The sequence below is a fragment of the Tannerella sp. genome, from assembly GCF_030528505.1.
GTDB lineage: Bacteria > Bacteroidota > Bacteroidia > Bacteroidales > Tannerellaceae > Tannerella.
This window is the reverse complement of record NZ_JAUMYS010000060.1, coordinates 1-19,536: the sequence shown is the minus strand read 5'-3', so window position 1 is coordinate 19,536 and position 19,536 is coordinate 1. Positions and strand designations below refer to the sequence as shown.

Here is a 19,536-nt window from a genome sequence, read left to right as displayed (position 1 = left end):
GAAATATTTTTCTTCGTCTTCTACCTTTACTATATCTCCGGATACTCAGTTTCCAGGACAAAAACAGCTGTTTGAATGCCGGATACTCAGTTTCCGGCGACAGGATGTACGCCTTACCCGCGGTTTATTTCGCTTCGGCAGGCAGGGCGCCGCCTTCGCGCATGCCTTTCTCTACGGCGTCCCACATGTCTTTGTGAATAATGTGGACGATGTCGAACACCATCAGTCCGTCGGACTTGGCGAGGTTCATCTTGATCGATTCGGTCAGTCCTTCGGGGTTTTCATAAAACTGATCGACCAGAATACCGCCCAGAAATTTGTTTTCGCCAAGCACGCGGCGCAAGTTCTCGCACGAGCCTTCCACGCAGTACCAGATGTTTCGCTGCGCCTGCATGTCGGTTTCGTTCTGCACCGCTTTGTCTTCGGCCAGATAGGCTTCCTTGGTGATGCTCGTGTAGTAGTTGCCCACCATGTACAGGTCGATCAGTTCGGCATACCCTGTCTTTTGATACGCCGGCGAAGCCCAGTCGAATTCTTTCGACGGATCGTACTCCTTGCTCGCGAAATTCACGCCTACTTCGTAATACGACGGATACCACGCACCGGTATAAGTGCCGAAACTCAACGCCGGATTCACGGCTTTGACCTCGTTACGCGCCTTCTCCATAAAATCGCGGATGTTCATCGCCCGCCATTCGAGCCATTGCAGGTAATGCTTGCCTTTTTCGGGGTAGTACGTTCCCTTATCGTCCTTCTTCCATTCATAGACGTCTTCGGGGAATCGTTCGACTTTCGCGCCCAGATATTCCTCGAACTTTGCGCGCGACAGTTCGGAGAAATCGGCCATAAAACCGTCGTAACGCACGCGGTCGAGGATGATACCGTCGAGCGACGGGTACTTCTGCACCACTTCACGGAAAATATTCAGTATATACTCCTGATATTCGGGAATGATCGGGTTCACCATCGCCGAATATTTTTTCGGTACCGACATGATGGGTACTAATCCCTGATCGGGAGTATAAGCGATCGTTGCCCACTCGGGATGCTCGCCGAATACGACGCCGGAATTTTTGTAGTTATGCCCGGCCACGAACGTATTCAACGCCGCGTGAATTTTCAATCCGTTGGCATGAGCCCGCTCGATGAAATAACCGAGGAAATCGAACGATTCGTCCCGTTTCACGCCTTCCCATTCTTCGAGGAACGGCGCGTAATCGCTGCGATACAGCACATGCCCCGAGATGGGACGTACATCGACTACGGCGTCGGTGAACCCGAGCGATTTAATCTTTGCCAGATAAAAATCGATCGAGTCTTTGTGGTTGAAGCGCTCGAAATTGGCCGTGGCATCGAACCACATCAATTTAGGAGTCTCCGTTTTCTCTTCCGTTTCCGTATTCGCCTGCTTCGTTTGACATCCCACGGCGAACAGCGCGCATAAAATCGCGCAAATCATTGTTGCTTTTTTCTTCATTTGTTTACTTGTTTTTTGTTGGTTCTATTCTTGTTTTATATTGGTTTCCGAATCGGTCGGTGGCTACGATTTCGACGGTCGATTGCCGCGAGGAGGGCGTGGCGCGAAACATGTGCGCCGTTTTAATCGGTGCAATCCATTTAAACCTCAGCCGGTCTTTGTCGGCACACATGGTCACGACTTCGGGATCGATGCCGTCGAAACGGGTCATCTCGCCCTGAAGGCGTCCGTCCTCGTACCATTCGACCTTCCAACCGGCATCCCAGTTCCAGATGTTCACCGTCACGTCGTCGGGAAATTCCGTATTCGCTCCGGCGGGATAGCCACGCATCTGATGGTCGCGCGGATAGCCGGCGCTTTTGAAATACCACGTCACCCGGTCGCCGTCGATCTCGTACACCCCGTAGCCGAGCGGCGTACCGTCGAGGCAATACGCTCCCTGCCACCACGTGCCGCAGATGGCCGCCGTGTTATGTTCGTAGAGTTGCGGCGAGTGTACGATATTCTTATTGTAGTGCATGTGTCCGGTCAGGATATGCGCCTGATAGGGTTTCAAGAGTTCGAACAGTCCCTGCGCGTTGATCGTTTGCCCTCCCATCTGCTCGTTCGAATACGTGAAAGGTTCGGACTTCTCGGCCAATCGCGCCGGAATATGCATCGCCACGAAGACGGTACTTCCCGCAGGTACATGCGACAAGTCCTGCTCCAACCAGCGAAACATTTTTTCGGTGATATAGCCCATGTAAAAATAATCGCGGCCGATGTAAAACACATTGTCGAGTACGATGTAATGTACTTTGCCACGGTTGAACGAATAGTAGGCCGGCCCGAAATGACGGGTGTACGTAGCCGTCGAAAGTTCGTCGGTGCGGCCTCCGTAATGCATGTCGTGATTACCGAGCACGCGGTAGAACGGTACGCCCGTCCGGCTCAGTTCGTCGATATAACGGTTATAAAGCTGCGGCTTGTCGCCCACGAGATCGCCGCAATCGATGCCGAATACATCGCCCTGCGTGTACGCGTCGACGGTTTGCCGGCAATCGGCGACAATATCGACGTATGCTTCAAAATTCTCTTCGCTGAAAAACTGCGGGTCGGCATGCACGACAAGCAAATGACGCTGATCATCCTTCGGATTCCGACGAAGGGAAAAGTCATGCCGTTGCGGTTTCGCGCGGTCGATGGCCTGATAGAAGCGCGGAATGCCGGCGCTGTCGGGAGGCAGATACCCCGCCGGTGTCGATACATAGACGAACTCGGCCGTCGGATCGGTCGCGGGCAAGACGTAACGCCCTTCGCGATCGGTCGTCACACACGTTTGTCCGTCGGTAACGACAACGCCCGACATTCCTTTTCCTTCACACGTCACACGGCCTTCGACGGCCGTCTGCGCCGAGGCTTCCGGAGCGTTCCATCCTCCGCCAAACACGACGCACCCTAATACATACACAAAAAATCGTTTCATACGTTTCTTTTTTTCTTGATTTACCCTATACATTATATATATTATATCTTCTCGTATTCTCCCGGCCGATCATAACAGGAGGCTGTGCCAAAAGTATCTTTCCGACACAGCCTCTCTCTTTTCTCAAGCCGCTATCCGTCAGCGTTAGCGTACATTTTTATTGCAGCGTTACCTTCCAGAGCATCACTCCGCCGTTCGTGCAGAGGAATGCGACATGGGCCGACTGACCGTCAGGGGCTACACGTACTTTCACCTCCCCCGTCACGTTTCCGTTATTACCAAGCGCTTTGTCCATCGGAAACTCCAGCCACCCATTCCACTTGCGCGTATGAATGAGGCTGGTGATGTCTTTGATACCCGACGGATTTTTCATCATGGCCCGTACCGCGAACACTTCGCGCATCCAGTTGAAAGCATTCTGCTCGATCAGGAAGATATAACGCGCTCCGTTCATATCGGCATAGTCGAACGCGTGCCCTCCCCCGAGCCACTGATGAAATACATTCTCGATGTGCGACTCGGATTGATAAATCGGCTTATTGGTTTTACCATCCATATACGTAATGGCAACTTCCGGTTTACCGTTGTTAAAACGGTTGATGAAGTAATGGCTGTGCTCGCCGAATTCAATCGGAACGACTTTGGCCTGTACCCCCATCTTGTAATCGACATGGAACTCGATCTTCTCCGGCGTTTCGGATACGACGGCTCCGTTTTTGACTTCCCAACGCAGTATCGCATTGTGGTTCGATACGGCCAGATATACAAACGCGTGCTTCTTCAGGTCGCCCTTAACGTAGATTTTCCGTCCGATCTGCGCTTTAGGCATGTTCTCCAGCACATAGTTGAACAACCGTTTCGGTTGCGCAGTCACACTCTCCCACCAATACATGTGCACCTCTTGTCCGACCGCTACGGCCGCATTGCACGAAGCGATATTTCCGGCATCGTCGGTAGTCATGTGCAGCGGCATCTTGAAGCCCAAGTCTTTCCAGTCGATGCCTTCCCACGACATATCGCCGGCTTTCGTTCCGTCGGCGATGTGATAGTAAGCGAACCCGGCGCGGTTATGCACGACCACGTAATCGCCGCTGATACCGATCGCGCCGTTGTTGTGTGCCGTGAAATTCATCTCGGTACCGGTCTTGCGCCATACTTCCTGAATGGCGATGGCCGTAGGAACGACTTTCAGCGTAACGGAATAGGCCTTCTTGTCACCATTAGGCGCGACAACCTGAAAATCGACCGGTTTGGAGAAATCCATGTATTCGCCCAGCGGAACAGCCGATTCGACAACGGCATTGTTCGGCACACTGACCGACATCCGTATCTTTTTCAGGTCTGTCCGGATACTTCCGTCCACTTCGAGCATAATCCGGTTATTTTCGTCCGGATGAACGGCGAAGTCGGTATTCGTACCGTCGGGCAGCATGATGCGTATGCCCGTCACTTCGTTTCCCGTAGTCGGTACCAGCTCGTCGGCCGATTCACAAGCCATCAGCCCCAGCATAGCCGACATTCCTAATACTATATGTTTTATTTTCATGATCGTGTCTTTTATTACCATTTATCGATTTGTTTACAGTCGGGGTTATTCTGAATCTCGGCCAACGGTATCGGGAACTGATAGTATCGCTCTTCAAAATAACGGTTCTTTCCGTCGCAGTCGACCCGTTCGTATGTAAACGTGCCGTCTTCATGCTTCGTAATCTTCATGCCGTGCATGCGTTTTCCGCCCAACACTTCGTGAGCAATGCGCCAGCGTCTCAAATCCCAGTAGCGTTGTCCTTCAAAAGCCAGTTCGATCTTGCGCTCTTCGCGAATAATTTGACGCAGGTTCGCCTGATCGGTTTCTTTCACATCGGGCAGTTTGGCGCGATGACGCACCTTATTCAACGGAACCAGCGCCTCGGCGGCCTTACCGGCTTCGTTCAACGCCTCGGCCTGATTGAGCAATACCTCGGCGTAACGTACTTCCGCCCACTGTTGCGTCCCCTTCTGGGCCATATTCGTTACCTTTTCATTCAGCAGTTTGCGAATGTAATAACCGGTCGTTGTCGCATTGGGATGCGGTTCAATACCGAACGGTTTATATCCGTCGGCGCCTCCTACAAACGTCTCGATCGTACGTCCCTTCCACGACGCCCCGTTGTAAAGAATCGAAGCGTAGAACCGAGGCTCACGGTTGGCATACGGATCGGCCGCATGCGCCGGATTGTTCCAGTCGAAATTCGATCCGTCGGCCATACGATACGAGTCGACCATTTCCTGCGTCGGCACGGCAATACATTTGATGTCGGTATTTTCCGGAGGGAAGTCGCCCTTGGGACTGTATAATTGATCGAACAGTACCGAATGCACGACTTCGCCATGAAAGCGAAATCCGAGCACAACTTCTTTCGTGTCGTTCTGTCTGAAAACATCGGTGTAGTCAGGAACGAGCTGATAGCGTTTGCCTTCTTCGTCAACAACTTTTTGGGCAGCCTGCGCCGCCTTGTCCCAGCGCCGGGCATAAAGCATGACCCGCGACTTGAATCCGTAGACAGCTCCTTTGGTCAAACGTCCGAAATTATCCTTGTCCCATTCGGCCGGCAGATGTTCGGCGGCAAAATCGAGGTCTTTTTCGATAAAATCCCAGCATTCGGCCTCCGGACTTCGGGCTTTAAAGGCTTCCTTAGGCCCGTCAATATGATCACGGATGACGATGCTGCCATGGTTACGCATCAGCATAAAATGCAGGTAGGCCCTGAAAAAGCGTGCCTGCGCCTCCATCAGCAGCTTGATATCGGCATCGTAATGGGCATACGTCTTCAGTCCGTACAGAAACTCGTTGATACGCCGGATACGGGCATATTCATAATTGTAATCACTTAAAATATTTTCCGAAGGACTGATATTTCCCGTATATACGACTTTGTTCACATCGCCTCCGTACCCTCCCATGACATTGGCACTGTAGCGGAGGATATCGGAAAAGCCGTCGTGCAGGCTTACACTTGCATATTTCTGACCATAAGGTCCATATTCGTAAATCGGTTTGTAAAACCCGTTGATGTATAAATACGTATTTTCAGGCGACTTCCACGCATCCATTTCCGTGTACTGGTTTCTCGGTTCAGGCTCCAGAAAGTCGGCGCAACCCGTAAACAGAAACATGGCCGCGATCGCTGATATCAAAATAGATTGTATTTTTTTCATGATGTTCATAAATTAAAGAGTTACACTGAGACCGAATTCGAACGTTCGCTGTTGCGGATAGTATCCGTTCGTGATTTCGGGTGTTTCCGGGTCAATGTTGTATTGGGTCAGCTTCGACCATGTCAGGATATTTCCACCGGTCAGCATGAAACGCATCTGATCGATGCCCATACTGCGCAGGTAGCTATTTTTTAACGTATAACCGATTTGCAGGTTTTTCAAGCGCAGATAGCTTCCGTCGCGTACCCACCAGTCAGACGCCCAACCGTTGCAGTTTCCTACTTCCGCTGCAATCGTCGAAAGACGGGTAAACTCGGCATGGGGATTGTCAGGTGTCCAGCTGTTTTCGATCAGGAAGTATGGGGAGTTTCCATTTCCATGGAACGGACGCGTGTAAATGGTCGCATCGACGTGTCCGTTTCCGTAAACCCCGCTCAGGAAAACATCGGTGATAGCGGCGCCCTGAAAGAAGAGCGAGACATCGAAGTTTTTCCATGTAGCACTGAGGTTCAGTCCGTAGATCAGTTCGGGCAGGTTACTGTTTCCGATAAACGTGTAATCCTGTGCTTTGTCTATTTTTCCGTCCTTGTTAAGGTCGCGATAACGAATATCGCCCGGACGGATCTGGTCTTTACTCAGGTGAGCCAGCGTCGGCGAATTCATGATGGCCTCCTCTGTCTGGTACAGTCCTTCGGTGATAAAGCCCATCTTTTCTCCCGTCTTACGTCCGGTTCTGCGCTGGTAGTCGGGCACATTGGGGCTTTCGTTCATCCGTAAGATCTTATTGCGCGACCAACCGACGTTTCCGCGTACGTCGTACTGAAAGCCGTTGATGTCGTTCCGATGAGTCAGCGTAAGCTCAAATCCGTGATTGCTCACCCTTCCTCCGTTGATGGTGCTGGGATGATTACCACCCAACGACGGCGGGTAGATTCCCGAACTGCCGATCAGAATATCGTTCGTCAGCTTGTAGAAATAATCGAATTCCATCCCGAAGATGCCGCGTTTCAAGGTCAGGTCGAAACCGGCATTATACGTGGCGGTCTTCTCCCACGTAATATCGCGGTTGACGTTTCCGGCCGTATAAATGGAGATGTATTCCTTATCGCCGAGGTATACCGTAGGCGGATTCGGTTTCATGAGGTTCAGGTACTGGAAATCGGAAATGCGGTCGTTTCCGAGCAACCCGGCCGATGCACGCAGTTTCAGGTTTTCGAGCCAATCCTTGCTCTTGGCAAAGAACGCTTCTTCCGAGATTCTCCATCCCAACGATGCCGCCGGAAAGAATCCCCAGCGATTTTCGGCCGCGAAACGTACCGATCCGTCGTATCGCATCACGATCTCGGCCATATATTTGCCGGCGTATCCGTAATTGATACGCCCTACATAACCGGCGCGATTGAACAGGTAGCTGCTTCCTTCGACAGCCCCCTGCTTCTTGTCGTTCAGGATTTTTTTCGCCAGATCGATCTCGTGCAACGTCGTCAGGTCGAATCCCTGCACGACCGTAGCCATGCTTTCGCTCTCGTACGATGACTGTTCATAGAGGAACAGCGCCGACACATCATGCTTCCCAAACGTTTGGGCATAACTGATCGAGGGCTGGAGAGTCAGTCGCTGAGCTTCGGCCGTCGACTTTCTCAGCACCGGTTCTTTCGGGTCACCGTGGTTCGACTCTACAATGGAATACTGTTGCGTAAACACGTCGTAGCTGTTCATCTTAAACTGTTCACGCCACGATTTGGAGGTCGTATAGTCCTTATCGTACGATGCTTTCAACTTCAGATTTAATCCTTTCACAAAAGGCACGTCCCACGAAAAAGTCAACGATGAAAGCAACACATTCATCACGGAATTATTATACCCCGTGAGGTTATTGTATGCCATCGGATTGTATTTCATGGGGCCGATGTTAGCGGCTGTCGGCAGTCCGCCGTATTCGGTGGGAATGATCGGGAGCATGCGTTGCGCCATATTGATGGGATTGTTCCAGGCCTGATTCGTCACGGCATAATAGCCGGCTTTGCGACGTTCCTGACGGGCTCCCAAATCGACGCCGAGTTTAAAGCCCCGGCTCAGATTCACATCGATATTCGACCGTAAGTTATATCGTTTAAACCCGAACTTGTCGAGAATACCGCCCTGATCAAAATAACCGAGCGAGATGAAATATTTAGCCGTTTCACTCCCCCCGTTCACCGAAATGTTATGATGCGTCGAGAAAGCGCCGTCTTTCATCAATTCGTTAAACCAGTCTGTATCGGCATACTTGCCTTCCGGGTCGCCGTTTAGCACTTTATGATACACCTCTTCAGAGAAAAGCGCCTTCTTTCCGTCCAGTTCCAACGCCTTGTTATACCATTTGATAAAGTCGGGACCATTCAGGAATTTCGGATAATTCGTGTTTTGGTTATACGATACTTTGCCGGTATACGTCACGCGTGGTTTCTGCTTGCCTCCGCGTTTCGTCTTGACGAGGATAACGCCCGATGCGCCCTGCATCCCGTACACGGCAGCCGAGGAAGCGTCTTTCAAAATCGTGATACTCTCGATTTCGTTCGGATCAAGGTTGTTGAACGTACGCTGCACATCGTCGACAATCACAATCGGCGCCGTATTCGATTTATTATTGGCCAACGTGGAAACTCCGCGAATCAACAGGTTCGATCCGTCCGAGCCGGGCTGTCCCGATTTCTGCGTGGCCACCAGACCCGGTAATTTCCCGACAAGCGTACTCGTCAAATCGCCCGAAGGAGCACGCACAATATCTTTCGCATCGACTTGCGCGACCGAACCGGTGACATGCATTTTCTTCTGCGTGCCGTAACCGACAACCACCACTTCGTCCAAGAGTTTGGTATCATCTTCGAGCACAATGGAAAAATCTCTCCGGTTCCTTACAGCAATCTCCTGCGTCACATAACCGATATACGAGATCTGAAGCACGGCTTTCTCCGAGACCTCGAGCGAAAAACGGCCGTCGGCATCGGTAATCACGCCATGACTCGTACCTTTCTCCACGACATTGGCACCAATCACCGGCTGCCCTTCGGCATCGACCACTCTCCCGCTAATACGCCGCGCCGTTTGGGAAACGACAGGCTTAGCAAGAGCTACATTGTTTTCTTCGAACGAAGGTTCGCTCTCCTGCTCCGGCCACACTCCCGCCTGTACACCGCCGGGAATCAGCAGAAACGCCAGCACGAACACCTTCGTACATCGAAACAGGTTGTTGAATAAAGGATTCCGTTCTCCCGGTTCCTCCGATAAATGTTTTTTCCTCATGTCTTTTAATGTTTTATTTATAATGGATTAGATAGTTAAAATCAACCGTTGGCAAATACAAACGACCGCGTCTGCCTCTTTCCGACCCTCAAAAAGTTTATGTAACGTTCCCCGTTCCATCGACTACCGTTTGTATATAAAGCAAACAAATAAGGAAAAACCCTAAATAAAACAAAAATAAAACACGTTGCCTCACGCCGGAAGACATTCTTCAAGCATAATGGAAGGCATCTCCCAACCCAAAGAGAGACGCCATCCGATTAAAATGAAAAATGTGCTCTACTACTTACCGGTGCTACCAATAGCGAGCCGGATACCTTCTTGGGCGTAGCTCCACTGGTTGGCCAGTTTCAAGTGAATCATATCGAAAAGGAAGTATCCGTCGCAAGCGTCCATACAGGCTTTTACGGATTTCACAATGGCCTCGTTTTCCTGCGCGGGCGTAGCTATATTTTTCGGGTCCCAGTTACCCACATCAGGGCCACCGGCCACCAGCGGACAATCCTTTCGGATTTTCTCTTTTGCCAAACGGCAAAATCCTTCCATCGTCCACTCCGTACTTCCGTACACCTTAAGCGGCGAGGCGTAAGCTCCGATCAGCATCTGATCCATCAGGTCGGCATACCCGTACTTACGGTATTCGGCCGAAGCCCAGCGGTAATCGGAAGCGGAATATTTCTTGCTTGCCCAGTTGACGCCCACTTCGTAATAAATGGAGTACCAACCGCCGACATACACGCCGAATTTCACCTTCGGATTCGTGTCTTTAACCGATTTACGGGCTTTCGCCATAAAATCGTGCATCACTTTAGCGCGGAATTCGAGCCATTTCTTAAAATAAGGCGGATAAGACGTCATCTTGTTTATATCGGCCATCATTGCGCCTTTAGGCAAGATATCGTCGGGGAAATTGTTTACTTGCTTTCCGATATACGCTTCGAATTGTTTGCGCGTCAAATCGGAAAAGTCGGACTGGATACCGTCGAAACGTCCTCTGTCGAGGAAAATCCCGTCCAAATCGTATTGAGCGAGGTCTTTCAGCAACGCGCACAAGTAATCTTGTACTTCCGGATTTGCCGGATTAAAGAATTTGGTGTTTCGCTGACCGTTACTCAACGTATTCGTAATACCGGACGCGAGATTTTCGGAAGTTGCCCAGTTCTTTTTCGACGCATCGCGAAAGAGGATGCCTTCCGCTCCCAGCGAGTTGCTGTTGCCGCCGGTCATGGTGTTGAATCCGGCATGCACCTTCAAGCCCAAGCGGTGTCCTTCATCGATAAAAGCCTGAAGATAGTCCCACGTCGCCTTGCGTTCGATTTTCGTATACGTACCTTTTACCCAAGCGCCTAACCAGCTAACCGGTTTGGATCCGGGTACGGAAGAGCGAAAGAGAAGGTCTCCGTTGGTCGGACGCACATCCACGACAACATCGGTAAAACCGGCCTCTTTGGCGAGCGCCAAATCACGAGCGATATTTTCCTTGCTGTCGGCAAAATCGGGAAAATTGGCAGCGGCATCGATCCAGATAAATCGAGGTTTCTTCGAGGCCGGCGTCGTAACATCAGGCGTATCCGGTTCTTTCGGCCATTCCCAGGGCAATTCTTTCTTTTCTTCTCCACAGGAGCAAAGAAGCGCCAAAATAAGCAGTAATAAATTAATGTATGGATATTTCATCATAAAACATAAAAAAACGATGTGTTATAACGGGCGAACAGCATCGTTGCTTGCGGAATGCGAGCTCGGTCACATACCTTAGTATGCCCCCTCGCCCTCATCCTTTGCGCCTCGCATTTTACCCATTCTTACACATCTAAAGAGGGTGTGCCTAAACATTGCGTTTTGACACATCCTCTTGTAAAAACAATTTATAATTACAACAGTTTACTTACATCGATACAATCGAACTCATAAGCGTCTACTCCTCCATTCGTACCGAAGAGATACAACACCATTTTCAATCCGTCGGCAGAGACTTTCAAATGAATATCTGCCGTTGAGTTTGCGTTGTTGTCGGTCGGTAACGAGGGCGATTTATATACGAGCGCATTATCTCCTCCGATGCTCGAAGGAACGGTAACATCGAAAATGAAACCGGTTGCGTTCGCTGCATAGAATTGACTACCTAAAGCAAGATACGTAGCTCCGTTAAATACGGCTAAATCGAGCGCATGGTTCACATGCTTATCCAGACCCAGACCGGTTAAGTTCGCTCCGGCATTCAACGTTCCGTCCGCATTGAAGAACCCGACGGCATTCACAGGACCGTAACCGGCAATAAATAAGCCTTTGTTCAAATCTTTCTCCGTAGTGGCCGCATCTGCGACAAAATTCCATTTAATCTTCGTCTCATCGGCCGTGTATATCTGCGGCTCCTGCGACTGCAATACGCCTCCGGTTACCGTCCAATAAAGGATCTTGCTCGACTTATCGGAAGGAGCGAAAATAATCGCATCTCCGTCCAGACTTCCGGAAACAGACATCCTACGTCCCGATACGGGTGCGTTCTTGAATTCGATATACTTCTCCGGGTTGGCGGTATCTTTTATTCTGTAGATCGTCAATGTCCCTCCGGCTTTGTTGTTGTAATTCGAAATAAGCAAATTATCGTTATCATCATTTGTGATAAAGAAGTTGCCCAAGCTGGATTTGAATGGCAACGAAATAGCACCCACCTTTTTACCCGTAAAACGATCGATATATGTCAAATCAGTGTTTCGCGTATTGATAAACACATATTTGGAAGATACGGCGATACCGGTACTCCAGTGATTGCCTTGATTAATTCCGATATCGGACAGACGAACACTGAACAGTTGCTTGGCGCTTTCTTTACGCAATCCGTACGGTATTTTATCGGGAATAATGACCTGAACCGTATATTTCTGTATTGATCCATCGTGGGCCGTTACCGTATATTCCACCGGCTTACTGAAATCCTGCGGTAACGAGGGATCGGGAGAAACCGAAGCATGAGCCGATGTCTTGATGGTCGGCACCATATTCGAAAGATCCAATCCTCCGGAAATAAGTCCGATCATTTTCTTATCTTCGAAAATAATTCCCTGTATTCCTTTGGGAAGCGAAAACTCGGTAATCATTTTCTTGGAGCTCTTCCGACGTTCTCCTTTGACCGTCAGTTTCGATTTCGACCCGTTCGGCGAAGTAACGGTAATCTGATGTTCCTTCGTCAAATCAAAGATACCACCTAATCCCGGTTCTACCGTAACATTATTCGGTAAAGAAGCATACAACTTCATCTTCGTCAGATCCGTCTCGTTGTTACTGTCTTCGGGATAGAACCAGGGAACAACAAAGGTCAACACATCTCCGTCTTTATAAGGAGCAGCTTTCTCGGGATAAAAGTCTCCCGACCCATCGGAGAATTTAACATTAAATCCGTGTGCTCCGGCCGAAGATTCATCCATCACCAACTCCTCGGGAGTTTGGCAGCCTGTTAATGATAAGGCTATGCTGCACAATATGCTAAAATAAATATTTTTCATCTTTCTTTCTGTTTTTATTTCCATTCATCTAATTGCTGAATAGCCGAATTGTTGGCAAGTTCGGCAGAAGGTATAGGAAACGACTTTTGAAGTCTTTCGGTATATTTTCTTACCTGATCGTCTACAACCACATATTGATAGCTAAACGAATTTCCGTTTTTTTCTATTTTCAACCCATGAAAACGCACGTTGTTAAGCTCCGTCATGGCTCTGTTCCACCGGCGAAGATCCCAATAATATTGTCCTTCAAAAGCCAATTCTACTTTTCGTTCATGACGTACAGCCTGCATTAAGGCATCGCCTGTTTTGGCGCTCCAAGGCAAATTGACACGTTTCCTTACGGCGGTAAGCGCCTGATTGGCCGTTGCCGCATCTTTCAATTCGGCCGAAGCTTCGGCTAAGTTCAAATACACTTCGGCCAGACGAATTTCGATCCAGGGTTGTGTGCTGAGATTTTTTTCCACATCCGTATTCTTTTCATCCAAATTCTTTCTCAAGAAATACCCGGTAACGGTATGTCCGTTCGATGCCGAAGCCGAACCGTAGTCCTGAAAACCGTCGGCACCTCCCACAAAGGCTTCAATTTTACGGCCTTTCCAAGAAGCGCCATTGTAGAGTATGGAAGCTTTGAAACGAGGCTCTAAAAGTTCGTACGGCGGTGTTTCGGTTGTTTTAGAACGCCATTTACTCCAGTCGGGCTTCCCGCCGGTTGCCAATTCATATTCTTCGACCATTTCCTGAGTCGGACCCGCCAAAGCTCCCAGTCCGGCATAATCGCCTCCGGGCACGTAGTTCTTGTCGAAGTTATGCGTCGGAGAAGGGGAAACATAGCGGAAATACAGGATGGCTTCCTTATTTCCTTGCTCATAGCTTGCGAAAGCTTTTTGATATTCAGGATTGAGTTCGTACACAAGCCCTCCTTTATCATCTTTCAAATCGATGCATTCCTGAGCGGCTGTTTTAGCCTTCTCCCACCGTTGGGCATAAAGCATCACGCGCGATTTAAACGCCAAAGCCATTCCTTTCGTCAGGCGTCCCGATTCGGCAGCCGGACGAGTAACGGGCAGAGAAGCGATGGCTTCATTCAAATCCTTTTCGATGAAATCCCAGCCTTCAGCTTCCGACGCTCTCGGATTGTCTTTATGAGAAGTCGGCTTATCTAATAAGATGACGCTCTTATGCCGCTTCATCAATTGGAAATAAAGATAGGACCTGAAAAAACGCAACTGTCCTTCAAAATCTTTTTTCTTCTCATCGGGAAATTTAGCGTACTCGTTTAATCCCACTAAAGCCTCATTGACGCGACGCACCCTTTCGTAAGCATCGTTCCAGACACCGAGCGAATTCTGATCGGGCGTGATACGTTCGGGATAGAAAGCATAGAGATTAGGCGTACCCACTCCCGCAACATTTCCGGCATATTTGAGCTGATCTGTAAGACCATCGGTCAGCAGGGTTGCCCCGAATTGTCCGTTTCCAAAGTTTCCGTAAGTGCCTATATAGGTATAAAATCCATTTAAATAAAGGGTTGCATTTTTTTCACTTTCCCATGTGAACTTATTCGAATATTTATTGGTAGGCGTAGGATCTAAAAAGTCCTGACAGCCGACAAACAGAATAAAGCCGAATAATAAGATCGTATGATAAAATTTATTTTTCATAATTTGCTTATTTTAGAAAGTAATGTTTAATCCGATACTGTACGTTTTCTGTTGAGGATAATACCCGTTGTTTACATCGGGAGCCTCCGGATCGATATACGGCATGTGACTTAATGTAAACAAGTTCGATCCCGAAACATAAAGACGCAAATTATCTGCCCCTATCTTCTGTACCATTCTTTTAGGAATGCTGTATCCTAATTGAACGCTTTTAAGACGCAGATAAGAGCCGTCAATCAGCCAAAGCGTATTGGCATATCCGTTGTTGTCGGGTTCGAGGGTCAGACGTGGATATTTGGCATTCGGGTTATCCGGCCGCCATGCACCTTCCATCAGGTAAACGGGAGAGTTTCCGCCTCCATAGAAAGGACGCGTAAACTGAGTGTTATCCCAACCTACTTCGTAGTAGAATCCCATTAACGCGACATCAGACATGGCTCCGCCCTGAAAGAGCGCCGAGAAGTCGAATCCTCTCCAATCGGCACTCAGATTCAAACCGGCAATCAATTCGGGATAGTTGCTTTTGCCGATAAACGTACGGTCTTGATCGTACGTAATTTTTCCATCGCCATTGAGGTCTTTATACTTGATGTCTCCCGGACGGGTAGGTTTGCCTGCCACAACGGCCGAATTGGCGATTTCTTCTTCGCTCTGGAACAAGCCCAGCGCGATAAAACCTTCTTTTTGTCCGACGGTACGTCCGTTATTCTTCTGCCAATAAGGGATATTCGGGCTTTGGTCCCATTTGATTATTTTACTCCGTGCCCAGCTCACATTAGCTCTGATTTGGTAGTTAAAATCATTGATGCGGTTATTATGCGAAAGCGTCAATTCAAACCCGCGGCTATCTACAATCCCTTCATTCACGTAGATCGGGTAATACTTTCCGACAGAAGGCGGATAGGAAGAAGGTTTGCGCAAAATATCGGAAGTCACTTTATAAAACGCGTCGAATTCTACGCCCAGTTTGCCCCCCCAAAACATGGACTCGAGTCCGAAGTTATAGGTGGTAGCTACTTCCCAAAGCATATCGGGACTTGCTACGACATCGGTCATCAAGGCTTTCTGAGGAGTTTCTCCGAAGATAACCGATGCATCTTTCGAAATAAATTTCATGTAGCTCAGATAAGAGAAAGGATCCACCTCCGCATCATTCCCCAACTTTCCGTATGAAGCCTTTATTTTCAGATCATCGACAAAAGAGAGGCTCGAGTTGTTTTTAAAGAAATCTTCGTTCGAGATTCTCCACCCCAAAGAGAGCGCGGGGAAAAAGTCCCAGCGTTTATTCTTCGCAAATTTATACGATCCGTCATAGCGTCCCGACAGTTCGGCCAGATATTTCTGTTTGTAGGCATACGTAATACGTCCGACATAGCCAGCCCGAGGAGATGTTTTGCTTTCTCCGCCAAACCCTTTTTCGATATCGCTGATCTTATTCATCAAGTCAAGCTCTTCCAAACCGAGAATATCCAGATCAATCCCGGATACGTGAAATTTATTGAATCTTCTGTCGGAATGTTCATAAAGGAACAAGCCCGTCACATCGTGATCGCCGAACGTATTGGCATAGTTGATCGAATACTGGCCGGTAAAGCGCGATGCTCTTTCCATCGACTCGGTCAAAGAAGGTCTTGAGATGGCCTGAAAATTATTTTTAGTGTAGAATCTATCCGTATGCAATTGCGTGATATCTGCTCCCATCAACTCATACGTATTCTTAAAGTTCTTTCCGTACGTATAATCATGGTCGTAGCTTAACATCGCTTTGACATGCAAGCCTTTTATATGGGGGATATTCCATTTTAAAGAGAGGTTGCTTTGCAAAACCGCCTTCGTTGTATTGTTGTATCCCGATAAATCTCTTGCCGCAATCGGGTTCATCGGTATCGGATTCACTTTCGAACCGGTAGGAACGCCTTCGTACTCTTTCGGCAGGAAAGGTAAAGCCTTCACCGCTTGTCTGAGGATGCTATAACTATGAGGGCTGCCTTTGATTCCTCCCCCTTTTCCTGCGTCTAAAGCCGGAGCTTTTCTTTCTTCCAACCGGGCACCAATATCTAACGATAAAGACAGGTTTTTCGTGATATTGGCGTCTACATTGCTACGAATGTTATAGCGTTCGAAATCGAAGTTCTTGATATTTCCTTTCTGATTATAATACCCGGCCATAACGTAGTACTTCACATTTTCATTTCCTCCGTTTACGGCAATATTATGATGTTGGGTATGTCCTGTCTGGAAAATTTCATCCAGCCAATTCGTATTTCCCAGTTTACCGCTCGGATCTCCGTTTCTCATTTTATTCACGTCATCTTCCGTAAACAGAGGATCTCTTCCGTCCATTTCGCGGGCTTTGTTATAGTAATACGCATATTGAGGCCCATCAAGGAATTTCGGGAAAGCGGTATTCTCGTTGGACGAAAAACTCGTCGAATACGTGATTTTAGGCTTCTGAGCAATTCCTTTCTTCGTCGTAACTAAGATCACTCCATTGGCCGCTTGCATTCCATATACCGCTGCTGCCGAAGCATCTTTCAGGATAGTAACAGATTCAATTTCATACGGGTCAAGTTGATTATACGAACGCTGCACTCCGTCGACCAAAATAATCGGATCATTATTCTTTCCGGTCGTTGAAAGTCCTCTTACCAAAATACTGGTATCGTCGCTACCCGGCTGTCCCGAAGCCTGCGTAGAGGTAATACCCGGCAAACGCCCGGTAAGCATTGAGGAGATATTCGATACGGGATTCTTTAACAGCTCTTTTCCCTGAATCTGTACGACAGAACCCGTAACGCTCACTTTTTTCTGCGTGCCGTAACCGACTACGACTACTTCGTCCAAGAGTTTGGTGTCGTCTTCCAGCACAATGGAAAAGTCTTTGCGGTTTCTGATGGCAATCTCCTGCGTCACATAACCGATATACGAGACCTGAAGAACGGCTTTCTCCGAGACATCGAGCGAAAAGCGTCCGTCGATGTCGGTAATCACTCCGTGGCCTGTGCCTTTCTCCACGACATTGGCTCCGATGATCGGCTGCCCTTCGGCATCGACCACTTTTCCGCTGATACGCCGCGAAGTCTGAGTAACGGATTGTTTGCCGGCCTCTTGTTTGTCTTTCGAAAGGACGATATAAGAACCGTCGATCCGATACTTGATGCCGGAATTGCCGAACAATTCCTGCAAGGTCTCCCGAATCCCGCGCTGACGTACATGGACGGAATACTCGCGCTCGATGTCTACATCGCCCGAGTAAACGAACAAATAGCCGGACTGAGATTCGATTTCATGGATAATCTGTTCGAGGCGAACGTTGTTTTTTTCGAGCGAGAGTTTGTTTTCCTGCTCCGACAATACGCCGGCATGCACACTGCCGGAAGCCAGCAGAAACGACAGCACAAACACATTCGTACATCGAAACAGGTTTCTGAATAAAGGATTCCGTTTACCGGGCTCCTTCGATAAATGTTTTTTTGTCATGTTGTTAAATGTTTTATTTATGATGGATTAGATATTTAACATAAACTTTTCAGCGAATGTAAATGATCGCTTCGGACTCGTCACGTTCAAATACGTAGCGCTCTTCCTGCTGCAACAAACGCAATACATTTTCCACTCCGTCCGATATGCGGAACTTTCCGCTGAAAACTTTCCGCCCGATCCGTTCGTTTTGAATCCGAATCGTAATGCCGTAACATTTTTCGAGGCGAGCCATCAGTTCTTCAAAGGAAGTGTTATGGAAGCAAAGCAACCCCTCGCGCCAGCGATAGCTTTCGTATTCGTCGATCGGTGTAACCGCCAGCCGTCCGTTTGACTCGACCGCCTTCTGATTCGGTACAAGCGTAATGGGATGGGCCGGATCGTCCGCAGACGTAATCTCGACAGCCCCTTCCATCAGCGCCGTAGAGAATACTTCCGAGCCATGATACGATTCGACATTAAACTTCGTGCCCAGCACGTTGATATCGTAGCGTTCGGTGCGCACGACAAAAGGATGACGCGCATCGTGAGCCACCTCGAAATATGCTTCGCCATTGAGTTGCACCTCGCGCACGTCGCCCGAAAAACACGAAGGATAGGTGATAACCGAACGGGCATTGAGCCAGACGTTCGTACCGTCCGGCAGACGAAGATTCGCGCGTTGCCCGGCCGGAACGGTAAGCGTATGCCTTGCCGATCTGGCTTCGTTCATCTTCGCCGAGAAAACCGAGAAAGCTATCCCCGCAACCACAGCCGCCACAGCCGCAACTTTCAGTAGCTCTACTCCTACTCTGCGATAAAGTCGTTGTCGGCTTTTAGTACGCAAAATAGCCGTCTCCTCTTCTTTCTCTGATAAAATCAGCGCATCGAAAAAAGCACGTTCGGATATCAGTTCCTTCATGTGCTCTTCCGACTCGGCCAGCCATTCCTTGACCGACCGTATCTCTTCGGATGTTGCCGTTCCGTCGAAAAAACTATGTAACGTTTCGCGTTTCATTCAATATCGTTTGTGTATAAAGCAAACGTTTAGGCATAAACCCTAAAGAAGACCCGAAAAATCTTCCGATTTCTCGCTTTTTATACCTAATCTAAATGCGCGCGCCTCGGAAAGAGAAATTGGCAAAGCCCATATTCTTACCTTCTTTCAGGCCGTAAATTAGGACAGTGTAAGGGTGATTTCAACCCAGATTCCGCAATAGAAGAAATAAGCATGAATTTAATTCAGGCCTTCAGCCCTCCGAACAAGGTCCGGATGTCGATACCCCACCCTTGCGGGATGGGGCTGAAATAATCCGGGCTTTCAGCCCTTGTATGCTCTTCGGGTGTTGAGTTGTTGAAATGTTTATTTGTTGAGTTGAATGTTAAACAACAAACACCTAAACACCTAAACATCCGAAGGACTGAACGCTGACCGCTGAAAGAGCCCTGAAAGGGCGAGATAATTCAGCCCAATGCGAAGCGTTGGGG

General features: G+C 48.8%; 10 protein-coding genes. All 10 read right to left on the bottom strand.

All coding sequences use genetic code 11. The features are described from left to right. Window positions 1–124: 124 nt before the first annotated feature. Window positions 125–1,477 carry an alpha amylase family protein gene (locus tag Q4A89_RS09475; RefSeq protein ID WP_303185142.1) on the bottom strand — a complete coding sequence of 451 codons (1,353 nt, stop codon included), beginning with the start codon at window positions 1,475–1,477 and terminating at the stop codon, window positions 125–127. A gap of 4 nt (window positions 1,478–1,481) precedes the next feature. Next, complete coding sequence (locus Q4A89_RS09470) at window positions 1,482–2,942, bottom strand: calcineurin-like phosphoesterase C-terminal domain-containing protein (RefSeq protein ID WP_303185141.1); 1,461 nt, start codon at window positions 2,940–2,942, stop codon at window positions 1,482–1,484. 157 nt (window positions 2,943–3,099) lie between these two features. Beyond that, window positions 3,100–4,488: a DUF5018 domain-containing protein gene (locus tag Q4A89_RS09465; RefSeq protein WP_303185140.1), complete on the bottom strand. Its 1,389-nt coding sequence runs from the start codon at window positions 4,486–4,488 to the stop codon at window positions 3,100–3,102. A 14-nt stretch (window positions 4,489–4,502) separates the two neighbouring features. Continuing rightward, window positions 4,503–6,140: a RagB/SusD family nutrient uptake outer membrane protein gene (locus Q4A89_RS09460; RefSeq protein WP_303185139.1), complete on the bottom strand. Its 1,638-nt coding sequence runs from the start codon at window positions 6,138–6,140 to the stop codon at window positions 4,503–4,505. A gap of 12 nt (window positions 6,141–6,152) precedes the next feature. Further along, window positions 6,153–9,425, bottom strand: coding sequence for a TonB-dependent receptor (locus Q4A89_RS09455; RefSeq protein WP_303185137.1), 3,273 nt, complete (start codon window positions 9,423–9,425; stop codon window positions 6,153–6,155). Between the two features lie 282 nt (window positions 9,426–9,707). Next, window positions 9,708–11,099, bottom strand: coding sequence for an alpha amylase family protein (locus Q4A89_RS09450; RefSeq protein ID WP_303185144.1), 1,392 nt, complete (start codon window positions 11,097–11,099; stop codon window positions 9,708–9,710). A gap of 197 nt (window positions 11,100–11,296) precedes the next feature. After that, window positions 11,297–12,928 (bottom strand): DUF5018 domain-containing protein, encoded by a 1,632-nt coding sequence (locus tag Q4A89_RS09445; protein ID WP_303185136.1) that lies wholly within the window; start codon window positions 12,926–12,928, stop codon window positions 11,297–11,299. Between the two features lie 14 nt (window positions 12,929–12,942). Continuing rightward, window positions 12,943–14,589: a RagB/SusD family nutrient uptake outer membrane protein gene (locus tag Q4A89_RS09440; RefSeq protein ID WP_303185134.1), complete on the bottom strand. Its 1,647-nt coding sequence runs from the start codon at window positions 14,587–14,589 to the stop codon at window positions 12,943–12,945. Between the two features lie 12 nt (window positions 14,590–14,601). Beyond that, a complete protein-coding gene (locus tag Q4A89_RS09435; RefSeq protein WP_303185132.1) occupies window positions 14,602–18,069 on the bottom strand; it encodes a TonB-dependent receptor in 3,468 nt (1,155 codons plus the stop codon). Window positions 18,070–18,118: 49 nt separating this feature from the next. Continuing rightward, complete coding sequence (locus Q4A89_RS09430) at window positions 18,119–19,066, bottom strand: FecR family protein (protein ID WP_303185131.1); 948 nt, start codon at window positions 19,064–19,066, stop codon at window positions 18,119–18,121. Window positions 19,067–19,536 lie beyond the last annotated feature (470 nt).

Bases quoted from the DNA above. Each gene is read 5' to 3' on its own strand.
- Q4A89_RS09475 (WP_303185142.1), bottom strand. From the start codon at position 1,477: ATGAAGAAAAAAGCAACAATGATTTGCGCGATTTTATGCGCGCTGTTC.
- Q4A89_RS09470 (WP_303185141.1), bottom strand. From the start codon at position 2,942: ATGAAACGATTTTTTGTGTATGTATTAGGGTGCGTCGTGTTTGGCGGA.
- Q4A89_RS09465 (WP_303185140.1), bottom strand. From the start codon at position 4,488: ATGAAAATAAAACATATAGTATTAGGAATGTCGGCTATGCTGGGGCTG.
- Q4A89_RS09460 (WP_303185139.1), bottom strand. From the start codon at position 6,140: ATGAAAAAAATACAATCTATTTTGATATCAGCGATCGCGGCCATGTTT.
- Q4A89_RS09455 (WP_303185137.1), bottom strand. From the start codon at position 9,425: ATGAGGAAAAAACATTTATCGGAGGAACCGGGAGAACGGAATCCTTTA.
- Q4A89_RS09450 (WP_303185144.1), bottom strand. From the start codon at position 11,099: ATGAAATATCCATACATTAATTTATTACTGCTTATTTTGGCGCTTCTT.
- Q4A89_RS09445 (WP_303185136.1), bottom strand. From the start codon at position 12,928: ATGAAAAATATTTATTTTAGCATATTGTGCAGCATAGCCTTATCATTA.
- Q4A89_RS09440 (WP_303185134.1), bottom strand. From the start codon at position 14,589: ATGAAAAATAAATTTTATCATACGATCTTATTATTCGGCTTTATTCTG.
- Q4A89_RS09435 (WP_303185132.1), bottom strand. From the start codon at position 18,069: ATGACAAAAAAACATTTATCGAAGGAGCCCGGTAAACGGAATCCTTTA.
- Q4A89_RS09430 (WP_303185131.1), bottom strand. From the start codon at position 19,066: ATGAAACGCGAAACGTTACATAGTTTTTTCGACGGAACGGCAACATCC.